This is a genomic window from Amycolatopsis sp. Poz14, assembly GCF_006704225.1.
Classification (GTDB): Bacteria; Actinomycetota; Actinomycetes; order Mycobacteriales; family Pseudonocardiaceae; genus Amycolatopsis; species Amycolatopsis nivea.
This window is the reverse complement of record NZ_JACLHD010000001.1, coordinates 1,474,214-1,490,768: the sequence shown is the minus strand read 5'-3', so window position 1 is coordinate 1,490,768 and position 16,555 is coordinate 1,474,214. Positions and strand designations below refer to the sequence as shown.

12 protein-coding genes are annotated in these 16,555 nt (G+C 69.5%); 5 read left to right on the top strand and 7 right to left on the bottom strand.

All coding sequences use genetic code 11. The features are described 5' to 3' along the window. Positions 1–61: 61 nt before the first annotated feature. From FKO37_RS07355 to FKO37_RS07340, 4 genes are all read right to left on the bottom strand, one after another. Positions 62–1,279, bottom strand: coding sequence for an acyl-CoA dehydrogenase family protein (locus FKO37_RS07355; RefSeq protein WP_238604056.1), 1,218 nt, complete (start codon positions 1,277–1,279; stop codon positions 62–64). Between the two features lie 101 nt (positions 1,280–1,380). Then, positions 1,381–3,021, bottom strand: a complete 1,641-nt coding sequence (locus FKO37_RS07350) for a protease pro-enzyme activation domain-containing protein (RefSeq protein WP_238604055.1) — start codon at positions 3,019–3,021, stop codon at positions 1,381–1,383. Positions 3,022–3,348: 327 nt separating this feature from the next. Then, entirely contained in the window at positions 3,349–4,026 is a 678-nt protein-coding gene (locus tag FKO37_RS07345) for a copper homeostasis protein CutC (protein ID WP_238604054.1), read from the bottom strand. Positions 4,027–4,029: 3 nt separating this feature from the next. After that, positions 4,030–6,699: a nitrate- and nitrite sensing domain-containing protein gene (locus tag FKO37_RS07340; RefSeq protein WP_238604053.1), complete on the bottom strand. Its 2,670-nt coding sequence runs from the start codon at positions 6,697–6,699 to the stop codon at positions 4,030–4,032. 136 nt (positions 6,700–6,835) lie between these two features. Here FKO37_RS07340 and FKO37_RS07335 point away from each other — a divergent pair, with 136 nt between their 5' ends. Continuing rightward, entirely contained in the window at positions 6,836–7,855 is a 1,020-nt protein-coding gene (locus FKO37_RS07335; protein ID WP_134661894.1) for an ABC transporter substrate-binding protein, read from the top strand. A gap of 4 nt (positions 7,856–7,859) precedes the next feature. Here the strand turns inward: FKO37_RS07335 and FKO37_RS07330 are convergent, their stop codons facing one another. Then, the gene (locus FKO37_RS07330) at positions 7,860–8,480 is read right to left on the bottom strand and encodes a hypothetical protein (RefSeq protein WP_238604052.1); all 621 of its coding nucleotides are present in this window, start codon (positions 8,478–8,480) and stop codon (positions 7,860–7,862) included. Between the two features lie 78 nt (positions 8,481–8,558). On the opposite strand from FKO37_RS07330, the gene FKO37_RS07325 reads away from it, so the two are divergent. Then, complete coding sequence (locus FKO37_RS07325) at positions 8,559–10,205, top strand: DNA repair helicase XPB (RefSeq protein ID WP_238604051.1); 1,647 nt, start codon at positions 8,559–8,561, stop codon at positions 10,203–10,205. Position 10,206: 1 nt separating this feature from the next. Here FKO37_RS07325 and FKO37_RS07320 read toward each other — a convergent pair whose 3' ends face one another. After that, a complete protein-coding gene (locus FKO37_RS07320) occupies positions 10,207–10,851 on the bottom strand; it encodes a response regulator transcription factor (protein ID WP_238604050.1) in 645 nt (214 codons plus the stop codon). Next, positions 10,842–11,960, bottom strand: coding sequence for a sensor histidine kinase (locus tag FKO37_RS07315; protein WP_238604049.1), 1,119 nt, complete (start codon positions 11,958–11,960; stop codon positions 10,842–10,844). Before FKO37_RS07315 ends, FKO37_RS07320 begins: the two co-directional genes overlap by 10 nt. 654 nt (positions 11,961–12,614) lie before the next feature. Between FKO37_RS07315 and FKO37_RS07310 the strand changes: the two genes are divergently transcribed. The 3 genes from FKO37_RS07310 to FKO37_RS07300 all read left to right on the top strand — a co-directional run bounded on the left by FKO37_RS07310 (position 12,615) and on the right by FKO37_RS07300 (position 15,606). Beyond that, positions 12,615–13,256, top strand: a complete 642-nt coding sequence (locus tag FKO37_RS07310; RefSeq protein ID WP_238604048.1) for a DedA family protein — start codon at positions 12,615–12,617, stop codon at positions 13,254–13,256. 132 nt (positions 13,257–13,388) lie between these two features. Then, positions 13,389–14,150: a DUF4253 domain-containing protein gene (locus FKO37_RS07305; RefSeq protein ID WP_037807874.1), complete on the top strand. Its 762-nt coding sequence runs from the start codon at positions 13,389–13,391 to the stop codon at positions 14,148–14,150. Between the two features lie 604 nt (positions 14,151–14,754). After that, positions 14,755–15,606 (top strand): DUF72 domain-containing protein, encoded by an 852-nt coding sequence (locus FKO37_RS07300; RefSeq protein WP_238604047.1) that lies wholly within the window; start codon positions 14,755–14,757, stop codon positions 15,604–15,606. Positions 15,607–16,555: the final 949 nt, after the last annotated feature.

The window sequence follows — 16,555 nt, the reverse complement described above, 5'->3', positions numbered from 1 at the left end:
AAGCGATCAAGATAGCCGCTGAGCAGCGAGAACTCACCCGGTTCCGGCCGGGTTCACCCGTTCAGCCCTTGGCGCGGGAATCCGGTCCGGTCTCGTCCGGGCCGATCTCCGGCAGCGTCCGCACGCCCAGCACGTTCGCCCCGACCAGTTTGCGGGTCGCCAGGTTGCCCATCGGCATGAACGTGCTCGCCTGCACGTCCCGCCACATGCGCTCGAACGGCAGCGCCTTCGTGTAGGACATGCCGCCCAGCGCGTCGACCAGCCGCTGCATCACCTGGACCGCGTTGTTCGCCGCCGTGTACTTCACGATCGCGCTGCGGGCGACGCCGTCCTGGATGTCCCCGGTGAACAGGCGGCGGCTCGTCACCTCGTCGGCCTGGCGGTAGATCAGCGCGCGGGAGCTTTCCAGCAGGATCTGGCATTCGCCGATCACGTCCTGCAGCACCGGGTCCTCGGCCTTGCCGCGCTGGACCAGCGTCCGCACGGTCCAGTCGAGCGCGCCGGCCGCGATTCCGGTGTAGACCGCCGAGAACGCGGGCATCGCCCAGGCCCAGACGGTTTCCAGCACCCGCGAGTCGAGGTGTTTCACCGGCAGCGAGTGCACCACCGCGGCGTCCTCGACGAACACCTTGTCCAGTTCGACGTCGTTGCTTTGAGTGCCGCGCATGCCCATGGTGTTCCACGTCTGGTGGATCGTGACGCCCGGCGCGTCCAGCGCGATCTGGCACAGCAACAGCCGCGGGCCGCCGTCGGCGTCCTCGTAGCGGGCGGTGGTGGAGCAGTGCGTGGCGACCGCCGAGTTGGTCGCGAAGCTCTTGCGGCCGGACAGTTCGAAACCGCCTTCGACGCGGACCGCGCGGGTCTTCGCGTCCGTCATGTCGTTGCGCAGGCCCGTTTCGCTGGTGATCGACGCCCAGACCAGTTCGCCGTCCACCGCTTTGCGCAGCAGTTCCGCCAGCCGGGGCGCCTTCGTGCGCCGCCAGACGCTCGCCCACTGTCCCAGCGGGGACAGGTGCATCGTGAACGCCAGCGCGGTCGCGCCGTCGCCCATCGCGAGCCGTTCCAGCACCGGCAGGATTTCCGGCAGCCCGGCCCCCGAGCCGCCGAGTTCCTCCGGGACCGACAGCCGGAGGAAGCCCGCTTCCCGCAGGTCGTCGTAATTCTGGTGCGGGAACGTGTTTTCCCGGTCGTGCTCGGCCGCGCGCTCGGCGAAAATGTCCGCGAGCTTGGCGGCACGGTCGACGAGGGCCTGCTGCTTCGGCGTCAGGAGAGGCTGCACCCGGCCATCAAAACAGCGTCCCGGATCTTGGTCAATCGGCCGAACGCACGGGAGCGCCTGTCCCGGGTGGACCCCAGGACAGGCGCTCCCGTGCGGTGCGCTCAGCCGATCAGTTTGGACAGTCCGGAGCCGTTGAACGAGCCCCAGCCGGTCGTCTGGTCGTAGCCCTTGCCTGCGGAGAAGCCGGTGGTGCCGTTGAAGGTGTTGTTGCCGGTCGTCACGTCGTGGAAACCGGAACCGTAGGAGGAACCGTTGCCGATGCTGTAGAACTTCGCGTTCAGGTTGCCGAGGCCGCCCTTGTGGACCTCGTTCTGCAGCGCCGCGAAGCCCGCCCACAGCGGAGCCGCGCCCGAGGTGCCCCAGACGTTCCCGGTCTGTCCGCCGGAGATGATCGTGTACGCCGAACCCTGCGCGGCGTCCCCGGCGACGTCCGGGACCTTGCGCTTGGTCGTGCTCTGCTTGGACTGCCACGACGGCGCGGCGAAGATCGTCGAGATGCCGCCGCCGCCCGCTCCGCCGGAAGCACCGTCGTTCCACGTCGTCTCGCTGCTGTAGCCGTTCGACGAGTTCACCGTCAGCTGCGTGCCGCCGACGCCGGAGACGTTCGGGCTCGACGCCGGGAAGTCCACCGCCTGGGCCTTGCTGCCGGTCTGGCGGGCGCAGTCGGTGGTGCCGTCGTCGCCCGCGGCGGCGAAGTAGCTGATGCCCTCGGCGGTGCCGGTCGCGAGCGCCTTGTCGACGCTGTTGGCCGCGGCCGAGCCTTCCGCCGCCTCGCAGGAGCCCCACGAGATCGAGACGACGCTGACCTTCTTGTCCGACGCGATCTTCTGGTACATCGCCAGCTCGCCCGCGTTGGAGTTCGGGGCCTCGTACACGTAGTCGTTCGCCGGTGCGGCGAGCGCGTGCACGACCTCGATGTCCAGGTCGACCTCGGTCTGGCCGTCGCCGGGGCTCGAGTCGTAGTTGGCTCCGTTGACCGAAACCGTGCTGACCGAACCGCCCTTGAGGCCGTACTTGGTGTCGTACGCGGTGATGTCGGACTTCTTGTAGCCGTCGAACTCCACGAAACCGACATTCACGCCCGCGCCGGTAGCGGACATGCCGCTGGTGCCGTACGCGGTTTTGAGGATGCTCGGCGTCACCGGCTTGACCGTGCGCGGCGCCTGCGTCGGCTTCGCGTGGTGCTTCACCGCGTGATTGTCGAGTCCGACGACCGAATCGACCACCGAGGACACCGAAGCGGGCAATTCCGGCGCGGAGTCGTTGGCGTAGAACTTCCGGCCGGTGACGGTGTCGGTGTAATTGCCGATGCGCGTATGGAAGGCGGATTCCAGCTGTCCGGCAGTTGCCGAGAAGGTGATCGCCTGGCGGTTTCCGGAAACCTCAATACCCTGCGCACCGCTGCGCTTGAGGAAATTCACCGCCTGATCGGCTTCGGCTGGCGTTGGGCCGAATGCAGCAGTGAATTGCTCCGGAGAGAGGAATCGGTGGTACTGCGGCGAGGCCGGGTCCTGCACGTCGGCGAGGAAGCGGGCCAGCGCCTGCTGGTTGTGCAGTTTCAGGGACAGGGCGGCGGGAATCTGCTGCTCAGCGGCGACGTCACCGGACCGCGCGCTGGCGGCGAGCGGTGCGGCGTTGCCGGAAAGGGCGACCAGCGGATCGGCGTTCGCGACGCCGGCCACGGACAGGCACAGCAACGCCGGCAGCGGAACCGCGGCGGCGACGAGCTTGCGCAAGCGCATGAGAATTCCTCTCGAGAGGCGGGGACCGGGCCGGCTAAATCGCGGTACCGACCCGTATCCCCGACCCTAAAAAACCGCTCGAAACAAAGAAACCTACTTTTGGCTGACCTTAACGCGGTTGGTTTGTTTTCCACTTGCACGATTTATGACTGATTCCCGCCGCGATGTCCCGCCGCATCCGGAAACCATCGGACGTTGGAATGCGGAAGCCCCGGACAATCCGGACCCCTTGCGCACACACGCGCGCTGTGCTCGTCAAGCAAAAAAAGGGAACCTTGCCGGAATTGGAATTCCCGGCGAGGTTCCCTTCCCCAGTGGAGCGGAGCGTCAGCCTTTGACGAGTTCGGCCCACTCGCGCACGGCGGCCGCGTCCACCGGAGCGTCCCAACCGGACGGACGCACCGCGCCACCGACGTGGAAGCCGCGCACGCCGCCGGCCCGCAGCAAATGCACCTGCTGCGCCCGCAAGCCGCCGCCGACCAACAGCGCGGGACCGTCGGTGCGCCGCGCCAGCTGCTGCAGCACCGACAGTCCACTCGCGACACCGTTCGCGTGGCCCGCCGCCAGCACGGTGTCGCAGCCGAGCTCGGCCAGCACGTCGTACGCGGCGATCGGGTTGCGCGAGCGGTCGATGGCGCGGTGGAACGTCCACGGCCGCCCGTCGATCTCCTTCAGCAGCGCGCGGCACGCCTCGGCGTCGACCTCGCCCTCCTCGGTCAGGAACCCGAACACGAACTCCTGCGCACCCGCGGACACCAGCCGGGCCGCCGAAGCGCACAGCTCGTCGATGGCGCGCGCGTCGAAAGTGTTCTCCGCGCGCAGCATCACGCGCACCGGCAAATCAGTGGCCGCGAGCACCTCGCGCACCGTCGCCTCGCTCGGGGTGAGCCCGTCGCTGGCCATGTCGGAGACGAGTTCGAGCCGGTCCGCTCCGCCCTCCTGCGCCCGCTCCGCGTCGTGGCAGCCCAGCGCGATCACTTCCAGCAGGGCGGTGTTCGAACTCATGCCTCATCCGTTTCGATCCAGTGGCGGGGTGTCTTCCCCCCTGGCGTGCCTGCCGCGCCGGAAGCCGCCTTGCAGGCTCGTCATCCGGGCGCGCACCGCGTCGGGGGAAAGCGAGAGTATCGGCCGCGGCTCCGGCTCCGCGGCGGGGCCGCCCGCCACGTCGGCAACCCGCAGGAACGGCCAGGTGTCCTCGGCCCCGTCCTCTTGTTCCAGGTGCTCCGGCGACGGCCACTCCGGTTGTTCTACGTGCGCGGGCGTCGGCCATTCGGGGGCCGCCTCGTCCGGGTCTTCCGTCGGGAACTCCGGCGGCTCCGCGTAGGCGTGCTCGGGCTCGGGCTCGAAGGCGGGGACCTCCGGCATCGGCGCGACCACCCGCGGCTCCGGCGCGACCGGTTCCTCCGGCGGCGCCGAGAGGTCGAACCAGCGCGACAGCACGTCGCGATAAGCAGGCATCCGGTCCGTCGGCGCGTCGATCTCCAGATGCGACCGCGACGCCGGGCCCGGCCACGACGGCGCCTCCTCGACGACCGGCGCGCGCCGCAGCGGACCAGCGTCGTCGAGGGTCGGCGCGACCAGTTCAGCGGGCTCCTCCGGCTCCTCGGCCGGGGCCAGCGGCGCGAGCGGGGCCAGCAGTTCCGGCTCGGGCGCGGGTTCCGGTTCGACCGGCGCGGGCGGCTGCGGCAACGGCGGGGCCTCGGTGATCAACGCGGCCGGGACGACGACCGTCGCGGTGAGCCCGCGTCCCTCGGCCGGGCTCAGCCGCACCGCGATGGCGTGCCGTTCGGCCAGCGTCGCGACCACGAACAGGCCCATCCGGCGCGACACCTCGACGTCGACCTCCGGCGGATGCGCCAGCCGCGCGTTGGTGCGGTCGATCTCCGCCTGCGGCATGCCCGCGCCGCGGTCGGTGATCTCGATCCGCCACGCGCCGTCGGCCGTCCGCGCGCTCTCCACGGTGACCGCCGTCTGCGGCCCGGAGTACCGGGTGGCGTTCTCCAGCAGCTCGGACACCACGTGCACCAGGTCGTTGACCGCGTCGCCGCGCACCGCGAGCGCGGGGGCCGGGCCGATCTCGATCCGCTGGTAATCCTCCACTTCGGACAGTGCGGCCCCGATGATCTCGTCGGCCACCACCGGTCCGGTGTCCTCGCGCACCAGGTCGGTGCCGGACAGCACCAGCAGGTTCTCGCTGTTGCGCCGCATCCGGGTGGCGAGGTGGTCGAGTTCGAACAGCCCGCCGAGGGTCTCCGGGTCCTGTTCGCCGGCTTCCATCCGGTCGAGCACGGACAGCTGCCGCTCCACCAGGTCCTGGCTGCGCTGCGACAGGTTGACGAACATCGCGTTCACGTTCTCGCGCAGCATCGCCTGCTCGGCGGCCAGCCGGACCGCCTCGCCGTGCACCGCGTCGAACGCGCGCGCGACCTGCCCGACTTCCTCGCGGGTGAAGATCGGCACCGGCGCGACCGCCGCCCGGTGCCGCAGGTTCTCCGGAGCCGGATCGGGCTCGGTGAGCAGCCGCTGCACCGCCTCGGGCAGCCGGTGGTCGGCGACCTCCAGCGCGGTGCGGCGCAGGATCCGCAACGGCCGCAGCAGCGAGCGCGCGATCACCACCGACAGGACACCGGCGACCAACAGGACGCCGATGACGATTCCGCCGTCCCAGATCGTCGAGGCGCGGGCGCTGGCGGCCCGCGCGTCCGTTTTCTCCTGAAGCTGGACGAGCAGCGCCTGCTGCACCTGGTGGGCGAGATTGACCGTGTACGTCGACGCGGTGTCCCACTGGTCCGCGTCCAGACCGGACAGCGGCTGGTTGTTCTCCGTGCGCGTGAGCGCCGACTCGACCATGTCGTTGCCGATGTCGACCACGATGCCGATCACCGTGTCCGAGTACATCCGCTGCTCGTCCGGAGTCGCGAAGGTGCGGTAGTCGCTGCGCGCGGCGGCCAGTTCGGCTTCCGCGCCGAGCAGCGCGCGCGTCCGGTCCCGGTTGAGCGTGCCCTGCGCGATCGCCTCGGACATGATCGCGCGCTTGACCGACATCTGGTCCTTGATCCGCGCGAGCGCGTTCCCGGCGAGCCGCAGCCGGGCCAGGTCGGGTTCGGTGACGTCGGCCGCGGCGGTGTCGCTGATGTCGAGCAGGCCGGAGATCAGCTCGCTGTAGGAACGGAGCACCGCGTCCGCCGGATACGCGGAGTGTTCAGCCGAATACCGAAGGCCGCCCAGCACTCGCAGCCGGTCGTCGCTCTGCTGCAGATCGCCCGCCGCGGATTCGTCGAGCCGCGATTTGCTGTCGGCGAGCGATCGCTCGAACGCGCCGATCGCCAGGTCGACGCGGGTGCGCTGGCCGACGAGGACGTCAGTGGCCCCCTTGCGGTCGCCCGCGACGAACCGCACCGTGACGTCGCGTTCGCGCTGCAACTGGTGCACGACCTCGGCGACCGTCGAGTCGATCCGGCAGCGAGCGGCGAACTCGGCGAGCTGGCGGGCGTCGCGCAGGTCGCTGTTGACCCGGAGGCCGACCAGCACGACCACGGCGAGCGCCGGGATCAGCAGGACGACGAAGAGCTTGGTGCGCAGCCGCCAGTTCCGCAGCCGCCACCCGCCGCCGACCGGGCGCGAGGCAGCCGGATCCGTCGCGTCACCCGAACGGGGACGGTCGTCGCGACGGGTCACCTGTGCTTCCTTTTCCACCGCGGGGACCTCTGCCCACGGACGTCATCGGGCTCCAGCCGGAAACTACCGCTCGGTAGTTGCCGGCGAAAAGATCGGGAAGCCACCCTGGCGGGGGCACGGCCCTGCGGGCGATCGTATGGGCAGCGGCCCATACGATCCAGCACGAGGCAGAGATTCTCCCGGCAGGGGATGGCGAGTGAAAGCGACCGGTCTGAGGTTTGCGCTGGTGGCGACGTTGTTCGCACTCAGCGGCTGCTCCGTGTTCGGATCCAGTGACACCGGACAAGCGCAACCGCCGGAACGCGCGACGCTGCGGGTCGGCGTCGCGAGCCCGATCGACACCGCCCCGCTGCGGATCGCCGTCGCCGCGGGAAAGTTCCGCCAGGCCGGGCTGAACGTCCAACTGGTGGAACTCGGCGACAGCGACGGCGTGGAGAAACTGAAGTCCGGACAGATAGATGTGACGTTCGGCAGCGACGTGTCGCTGTTCCGCGCCGCCGGGTCCGGCACCGCGCTGCAATTGCAGGGCGAGGCGTACACCTTCGGCCGCACGACTATCGCGCTCGTCACATTGCCCGGTTCCGACTACTCCGAACCGACCGCGAAGAAGTCGCCGAAGATCGCCGTCGACTCGCCCGACGACATCGGCGCGCTCACCGCGCGGGCGGTCCTCGGCACGGCAGGCGTCGACAAGTCGAAGATCGAGTTCGTGACCCGGCCGTTCGGGCAGATGCCCGCCGCGCTGCAGTCCGGCGACGCGGACGCGGCGCTGATGGTCGAGCCGTACATCACCCGCGCGGAGAAGGAACTGGGCGCGCAGGTCCTCGCCGACGGTTCGACCGGCGCGACGCTGGACTTCCCGGCGTCGGGCTACGCCGCGACCGGCCAGTTCGCCGCCGCGAACCCGCGCACGCTGACGGCGTTCCGCAACGTCCTCACCCAGGCCCAGCTCGCCGCGTCCGACTCGGCGAAGGTGCGCGACGCGCTGCCGTCGTTCTCCGACATCGACCAGACCACCGCCGCGCTGATCTCGCTCGGCAGCTACCCGACCACGCTGTCGGCGACCCGGCTGCAGCGCGTGGCCGACCTGATGCACAGCTCCGGGCAGCTGGCGAACCGGCTCGACGTGGCGGCGATGCTCCCGAACGCCTTGTGAGGCGCTAGATGCTCGCCCCGGTCGGCTGCAGGCAAATCGTCCGCACCGGCGGTCCCGCGTACACCAGCGACAAGTCCTTCTCGCCGCAGCTCGACGCCGACTTCGCGCCGTCGTGCACGACCGCCCGCGCTTCCGCCTTGGGGTCGTCGCAGGCGACCTTGCCGACCTTCGACTCGTCCGAAACGTCGCGGACGCACTCGCCGGACACGACGTTCAACGCGAGGCACAGCGTCTGGGTCGGCCTGCTGGTGGTGCTGCGAGCCGACGAGTACAGCTCGAACGGCACGTAGTCCTCGCCGCGGCAGGAGGACCGGCCCTTCGAGACGGTGTCGACGCGGTAGGTGGCGGCCCGGTCGGAGCAGTCCGCTCCGGTGTAGGTCTGCGTCCTCGAGCCCAGCGAAGTGAGGTAAAGGCAGCTGCCCGCGACCGGCGGTCCCGCCGAGCGCACGACCGCGGCGAACCCGAACGCGCCGAGCGTGCCGAGCCCGAGCGCCACGACGACGAGTGCGGCGAAGAGCCCCTTCTGCTTGCCCGACACCCGCTTCGGGCCGCCCTGGACCGGCTGCTGCGGGAGCGGCTGGTACGGGTTCGCGGCCGGCGGCATGCCGAACGGTGGTGTGGTCACTGGGTCCCCTCCCGCGGCTTCGTCCCGCCATCTTGGCATCCCCGGGCCGCGGTCCGGGAGGGAACGTATAAAGGAGAGGTGACTGATGGCCCCCTGATCGTCCAGTCCGACAAAACCGTGCTGCTCGAGGTCGATAATCCGCGTGCCGACGACGCGCGGATCGCGATCGCGCCGTTCGCCGAACTGGAACGAGCGCCCGAACACGTGCACACCTACCGGATCACGCCGCTCGCGTTGTGGAACGCGCGCGCCGCCGGGCACGACGCGGAACAGGTGGTGGACGCGCTCACCACGTACTCGCGGTTCCCGGTGCCGCAGCCGCTCTTGATCGACGTCGTGGACGTGATGGGCCGGTTCGGGCGGCTGCAGATCGCCAACCACCCGGCGCACGGCCTGGTCATGACCACGACCGACCGCGCCGTGCTCGAAGAGGTCTCGCGCCACAAGAAGATCAGCCCGATGCTGGGCTCGCGGATCGACGACGACACGGTGATCGTGCACCCGTCCGAACGCGGGCGGCTCAAGCAGGCGCTGCTGAAGGTCGGCTGGCCGGCCGAGGACCTCGCCGGGTACGTCGACGGCGAAGCGCACCCGATCGATCTCGCCGAGGACAACTGGCACCTGCGCGACTACCAGCGGAAGGCGGCGGAAGCGTTCTGGGCGGGCGGTTCCGGCGTCGTCGTGCTGCCGTGCGGCGCGGGCAAGACGCTGGTCGGCGCGGCCGCGATGGCGCACGCCAAGGCGACCACGCTGATCCTGGTCACCAACACCGTCGCCGGTCGGCAGTGGAAGCGCGAACTGGTCGCGCGCACGTCGCTCACCGAGGACGAGATCGGCGAGTACTCCGGGGAGAAGAAGGAGATCCGGCCGGTCACTATCGCGACGTACCAGGTGGTCACGCGCAAGACCAAGGGCGAGTACCGGCACCTGGAGCTGTTCGATTCGCGCGACTGGGGCCTGGTCGTCTACGACGAGGTGCACCTGCTGCCCGCGCCGGTGTTCCGGATGACCGCGGACCTGCAGTCGCGGCGGCGGCTCGGGCTCACCGCGACACTGGTGCGCGAGGACGGCCGCGAGGGCGACGTGTTCTCGCTGATCGGCCCGAAGCGGTACGACGTGCCGTGGCGCGACATCGAGGCGCAGGGCTGGATCGCTCCGGCGGAATGCACCGAGGTGCGGGTGACCCTGACCGAGTCCGAGCGTCTGCAGTACGCCACCGCGGACTCCGACGAGCGGTACAAGCTCGCGGCGACGGCGATGACGAAGATCCCGGTGATCCGGTCCATTGTGGACAAGCACGCCGGCGAGCCGACCCTGGTGATCGGCGCGTACCTCGACCAGCTGGAGATGCTGGGCGCGGAACTGGAGGCCCCGGTCATCCAGGGTGCGACGAAGAACAAGGAGCGGGAGGAACTGTTCGACAAGTTCCGCCGCGGCGAACTGCGCACGCTCGTGGTGTCGAAGGTCGCGAACTTCTCGATCGACCTGCCGGAAGCGTCGGTGGCGATCCAGGTTTCGGGCACTTTCGGTTCACGGCAAGAGGAAGCGCAACGCCTCGGCCGGCTCCTGCGTCCGAAGGGCGACGGACGGCAAGCGCACTTCTACTCGATCGTCTCGCGGGACACAGTGGACACTGAGTACGCCGCACACCGGCAGCGTTTCCTGGCCGAACAGGGCTACGCGTACCACATCGTCGACGCGGAGGACCTGCGCCGACCGCTGTGAATCACGAACCGAGGTAACGGAGAACGGCCAGCACACGTCGGCTGTAACCCTTTGCCTGCGGCAGGTCGAGCTTGTCGAAGATCGCGTTCGCGTGCTTCTCCACGGCGCTCTGCGAGATGTACAGCAGCGTGGCGATGCCCGCGTTCGTGTGCCCCTGCGCCATTTTCTCCAGCACGTCGCGCTCGCGCGGAGTCAGCCGAGCGAGCGCGTCCTCGTGCGACGTGCGGGCGACCAGCCTGCGCACCACCTCCGGGTCGAAGGCCGCACCACCGGCCGCGACTCGGTCCAGCGCGTCGAGAAAGTCGCCGACCTGGGCGACCCTGTCCTTGAGCAGATACCCGACGCGTCCGCCGTCGCCGCCGATCAGCTTGGCCGCGTACCGTTTCTCGACGTACTGGGACAGCACGAGCACACCGGTGTCCGGCCAACGTTCACGAATTTCCAGCGCGGCACGCAATCCTTCGTCAGTGTGGGTCGGCGGCATGCGAACATCGGTGACGACGATGTCGGGCTGATGCTCGGCCGTCGCTTCGAGGAGCTTTTCTCCATCGCCGACCGCAGCCACGACGTCGTGGCCTTCCTCCGCCAGCAGCCGTACGAGACCTTCCCTGAGCAAGGTCGCATCCTCGGCCAGAATCACTCGCACGGCAACGTCACCCGCACTGTGGTCGGCCCGTTTTCGGGACTCTGTATAGAAAACTCGCCATCCATTGCCGCCACTCGCCTCGCCAGCCCAGACAACCCGCCACTCTCGCCCACCTGTGCGCCACCGCAACCATCGTCCGTGATCTCTGCTTCCAGCCTGTTTTCTTGCCGCCGGACGTCAATCGTGACCTTATTAGCGTTGGCATGCTTAGCCGCATTGGTGACCGACTCGGACGCCACGAAGTAGACCACCGTCGCCAATTCCGGCGATGGCTCGTCAATCGCGTAACGAAGGTCGACCGGGAGCGTGGCCCGCTCAGCCAGAGACTCCAGCGCAGCCTCAAGACCACTCTCGTCGAGCGCGATCGGGTACACGCGCCAACTAACCTCTCGCAGCTCTCTCAACGCTTCCTGCGATTCCTCGTGCGCCTGGCGGACCAGCTCCGCCGACCGCTCCGGGTCGTCCGCCCGCCGCGCCCGGCCGAGCAACACCCCCAACGCGACCAGCCTTTGCTGCACCCCGTCATGCAAATCCCGCTCGATCCGGCGACGCTCCCCGTTGACCGCCTCGACCACTTCACTCCGCGTGGTCGCCAACTCAGACACCCTGCGCCGCAACAGTTCCTGGCTGCTGGGCCCGAAGAACCTCCGCGCCAACCGCCGATCGAGCGCGGCTACGCCGATCAGCCCCTGTCCACAAAGGAACACCCCGATCGCGCCGAGGGCCACTACGGGGAGCCAGTCCAGAAGTTTCCCATCACCCGCACCGCCAGGAGCCCGCCCGGTGACGAGTTGGACGAAGTAGAACGCCCCCGCCGCGACCCCCGCGCCGACGCACACCCACACCCCCAGCGCGAGAAGCCCGGTCAAACTGCGCGGGAGGAGGTACTGGAGGGCGCGGCGACCGTCGTAATCGTCGCCGTTGCTGGCGTCGAAGAACCGCTTCAGACGGGCGCGTTCTATTTCGGCGAGCCCGCGCGCGCCGCGGAAGACCCGCTGCCGTGCCGCGGGGATGACAAGGAGCGGTGCGGCGAGTACCAGGTACGGGAGCTCGATGAGCGCCGTCAGCGCACCTAGGCCGACACCTGCTGTACGGCGCAGTCTGTTCACGCCGCCCAGGCTAGCCAGCCTGCTGGGGGCGGGGTACTGCGGTTTTCCGCATTTCGCCTGGTCCTCGGTTCTCGACCCGCCCTGTCGGGGCACATCTCCCGTCTTCCTCGGACTCGTTGCCCTTCCACCTCGACCCGCTGCTGTCTTCGAAGCCCGCCTGTCCAGCAACGTTCCCCGCCTCCCACGGCCGAGCACGTTGCCCCTCCACCCGGCCCTACCGCGATCTTCCAACTCCGTCTGTCCAGCCACATTCCCCGCCTCCCGCGGCCGAACTCGCTGCTCTTCCACCCCGACCCCACCGCAGCCTCCGAACCCCGCATGCCCCACCTCCCGCGGCCGAACTCGCTGTTCTTCCACCCCGACCCCACCGCAGCCTCCGAACCCCGCCTGCCCCGCCACATCCCGCCGACTCCCGCGACCGAACTCGTCAACCCTCCGCCCCAACCCCACTGCGGTTTCCGCCTCTCGCCAGCCCCTCGGTTTCCGAGCCCTGCCCGTCCAGCCACATCCCCCGCCTTCCACAAACGAACGCGCTGCCCCACCCCAAACCCCACTGCGGTTTCCCGCATTTCCCCGGGTGGCCGACCGCAATGTGTTGCGCGCCTTGGCTTCCTACCGTCAACAACGTCAGCTTTCGTCGTGAAAGGACCCCTCGTGCACCTCTTGCTCGCCACCCCCGCCGAACCCCTCACCGGACTGGCCGGCTGGGCCGTCGGCCTGATGGACTCGCTAGGCGGCATCGGCGCCGCGATCGTCGTCGGCCTGGACAACCTGTTCCCGCCGATCCCCAGCGAACTCGTCCTCCCGCTAGCCGGTTTCTCCGCGAGCCGCGGCACCTTCAGCCTGCTCGGCGCCCTCTTCTGGACGACCCTCGGCTCAGTCGCCGGCGCCGTGATCGTCTACTGGCTGGGCGCCCTGCTCGGCCGCGACCGATGCCGCGCGTTGCTCAGCCGCCTGCCGCTGATGGACGCCGCCGACTTCGACCGCACCGAGGCGTGGTTCACCCGCCACGGTGGCAAGGCGGTCTTCCTCGGCCGGATGGTGCCGATCTTCCGCAGCCTGATCTCGCTGCCCGCGGGCGTCGAACGGATGCCGTTCGGCCGGTTCATGCTGCTGACGACGGCGGGCAGCCTGCTGTGGAACACCGCCTTCGTCGTGGCCGGCTACCTGCTCGGGGAGAGCTGGTCGCTGGTGGACCGCTACGCGTCGGTGTTCCAGTACGCCGTGCTCGCCGCGGTGGCGATCGCCATCGGCCTGTTCGTCGCGGTCCGGGTGCGCCGCGTCTCCCGGCGCTGAGTTTTTTGCCCCTCGACCTGGGCTTTCCTGAGGTTCACCCGAACGGATGAGCGAGCGGTGCCCTGGAAATTGTCGGTGGTTCGAACTACTGTTCGATATGCAGGAACCGAACACCAGTTCGAGGGGAAGCTCATGACGATCGCACCGTTCCGCCCCGGCGTCGGGGCACCGCCGGTCCAGACCTTGCCGCCAGGGCGCTGGCACGGGCGGATCTGGGTGTCGGAGGAACCGCTCACGCGCCCGCAGCGGTACCTGAGCTGCGTCGCGGAGTTCGAGCGGTCGGGGTTGTGGCCCGTGCTGATCCCGCCCGACCAGCGCTTCACCGCCCGCGGCGAAGACTGGCTGGACGACCGAGGCCGCCTAGCCCCGGCCGGTCACCGCGTCGCCAACGCCGACCCCGCCGAAGTCCTGGCCCGCTGGTGGGACGGCTCTTGTTGCGACGGAGCCTGCCTGCGCCCGTTCGGCACCCGCTTCCCCGGGCTGGCGAAACGCTCGCACCGCCGCTCGGACCCACTGGCCGAAGCAGGCAACACCGGCTCCATCCTGGCCGCCCGCACCCCGCACCGGTTGGGCCTGGTCCAAGCCGATCGTCCGGCCGACGTCCCAGCCCTCATCGGCTGGACGGGAATGATCAAGTCGACAGACCAGGTCGCGGAACTCTCGGCAGTCCTGCGCAGCTGGGAAGACCGCTTCGGCGCAACCTTGGTGACGCTGGGCTTCGACTCACTGGAATTGTCAGTTTCCGCCCCACCCCGCACCCACGCCAGGGCACTGACAGTGGCGGCGGAGCACCGTGCCTTCAGCCTCCCCACGTACCTCACGCAGCCGGGGAACTTGCGGGAGTACGCGACGTCGCTGGTGCAGTCCCGCCGGTGGAGGTTCTCGTGGGCTTGAGGGAGTGAGGGATGCGTGGGCCGGGCAGATCCGCGGCCCGAGACGGGCTCGCCACGACCGAGGCCAGTCCGACGGACCTGACCGGTGCGGGAATGCACGGGGAGCAGGCAAGTCCAGCCCGTCCGGTGGGCCAGGAAGGCGGCAAGACTGGCCCACCGAACGGGATGGCTACCTCTCGCGGGGTTTCGGCCGCCTCTCGCGGCTCCGGCACAGTCACTCCCGGCCACCCCGCCACCGCTGCTGATTCCGGCTCCTCCGCCCGTCTCGGCACCGCCGCTCCAGTCGATGCCGCCGCTCCCCTCGACGCCACCGCTTTCTTCGATGCCACCGTGAGCACTAGCGATAACAGCCGCCCCGCAATCCGCCCGGGCCCACCGCCCACCTCAACTCCACCTCCCCCGTTCCGTGGGCTCGCTTCCCCTGTTCTCCTCACCGTCCCCTCCGAGCCCCGTCCCGACGAGCAGGCAACGGAGTCCGCGCCATGAGACCCACGTCCCTTCGCCCAGGACATCTGTCCCGATCCTTAGCCCGGCTGTCCCAAAAACAGCCGCGCGGACGCGTTTACCGCAACCGTCCCGGCGGGAATCCTCGGCGGCGAAAGGCGGTGAGCAAGATCGGCCAGATCCGAGTGGGCACGTCCGGCTGGCGATACCCGCCGTGGCGTGGCGCGTTCTACCCATCCGGCCTGCCGCAACGGCGCGAACTCGAGCATCTCTCCCGGCAGATGAACGCCGTCGAGATCAACGGGTCCTTCTACTCGCTCCAACGCCCGGAGCGATACCTCGCCTGGCACACCGAAACCCCGGCCGGATTCCTCTTCGCGGTCAAGGGCGGTCGGTTCATCACGCACCTCAAACAGTTGCGCGACGTCGAAACCGCGCTCGCCAACTTCTACGCGTCCGGCGTCCTAGCCCTCGCCGACAAACTGGGACCGTTCCTCTGGCAACTCCCGCCGCGACTGGCCTTCGACCCTGATCGCGTCTCGACGTTCATCGGCCAGCTCCCCCGCACCACCCGCGAGGCAGCCGCGCTCGGGAAGAAGCACGACGACAAACTCAAGTCCCCGCCGTTCCTGAAACCCGGCCCCGACCGGCCAGTGCGGCACGCGCTCGAAGTGCGCCACCCGAGCTTCACCACGCCCGAAGCGCTGGACCTGCTCAAGAAACACCGGGTCGCTCTGGTGACCTCCGACGCCGCCGCGCCGTGGCCGTACCGGGAGGACCAGACCACTGACTTCAGTTACGTCCGGTTGCACGGTTCGGACGAGCTCTACACCAGCAATTACTCCGACTCAGCCCTGCGCGAGTGGGCAGCGAAGATCACCGAATGGCACGACGGCGGCCGCCGCGACGTGCACGTCTACTTCGACAACGACAGCAAAGTCGCGGCCCCGCACAACGCCGTCGCGCTCACCCGCTTCCTCGGCCTCCCCACCCAAACCGACCCGGCACAGTGAGCGGACAGTGAGCGCACTTCGGTTGGGTAGCGGTACGGGCCGCCGGTGGTCTACGTGCTGCCGCTGGGGGTCGGCACGCGGACCACCGCGCCCGGCTGCCCTCCGGCGACCCCGCGGGAAGCGTTCCGCCAAACGGCCGATCAGCCCCGCGCCAGCCGCACCCGTCTATCGCGCAATGCATCCAGCCAGACCGCGCGGCCAGCGATCTTGGGCTGCGGCGACCGGCCGAAGCTGCCCGCGCCCACCGGCCGAGCGCACCCGATCCGCATCGGATTGGTTCAACCAATCACGCACCGCAGCGAGTACGGACGGACCTCACCCCACCGCAAGCCAGCCGACTGCGCCCGCGCCCGACCCGCATCCGAGTGATTCAGTCACGTCAGCAACCGAGCCGCGCCGCCGCATTCCAGCGTCGCGGCACGGGGCAAACCATCCCGCACCGCATCCAGGCAATCCAACCGCGTCAGCAACCGCGCCGCGCCGCTGCGGTTCAGCTCGCGGCACCGCAGCAAGAACTACCCCGGGCACCTACCCGCCGCGCCCGCCGCGCGCCCGGCAATCCAGCCGCCTCAGCAACCGAGCCGCGCCACTGCGGTCCAACGTCGCGACGCCGCGACAAACCACCCCGCACCGCATCCGAGTGATCCAGCCACGTCAACAATCCCGCCGCGCCGCTACAGTCTCAACGTCGTGGCATCGCCGCAAACCACCCGCACCGCGTCCCGGCAATCCAGCCACGCCAGCAACCAAGCCGCGCCGCTACAGTCCCATCGTCGTGGCATCGCGGCAAAACCACCCGCACTAAGTCCGGCAATCCAGTCACGCCAGCAGCCAGACCGCGCCGCCCGCGGTCCAACATCGCGGCACCGCAGCAAAACCACCCGCACGGCGTCCGGCAATCCAGCACGCCAGCAGCGAAGCCGCGCCGCCCGCAGTCCAACGTCGCGAC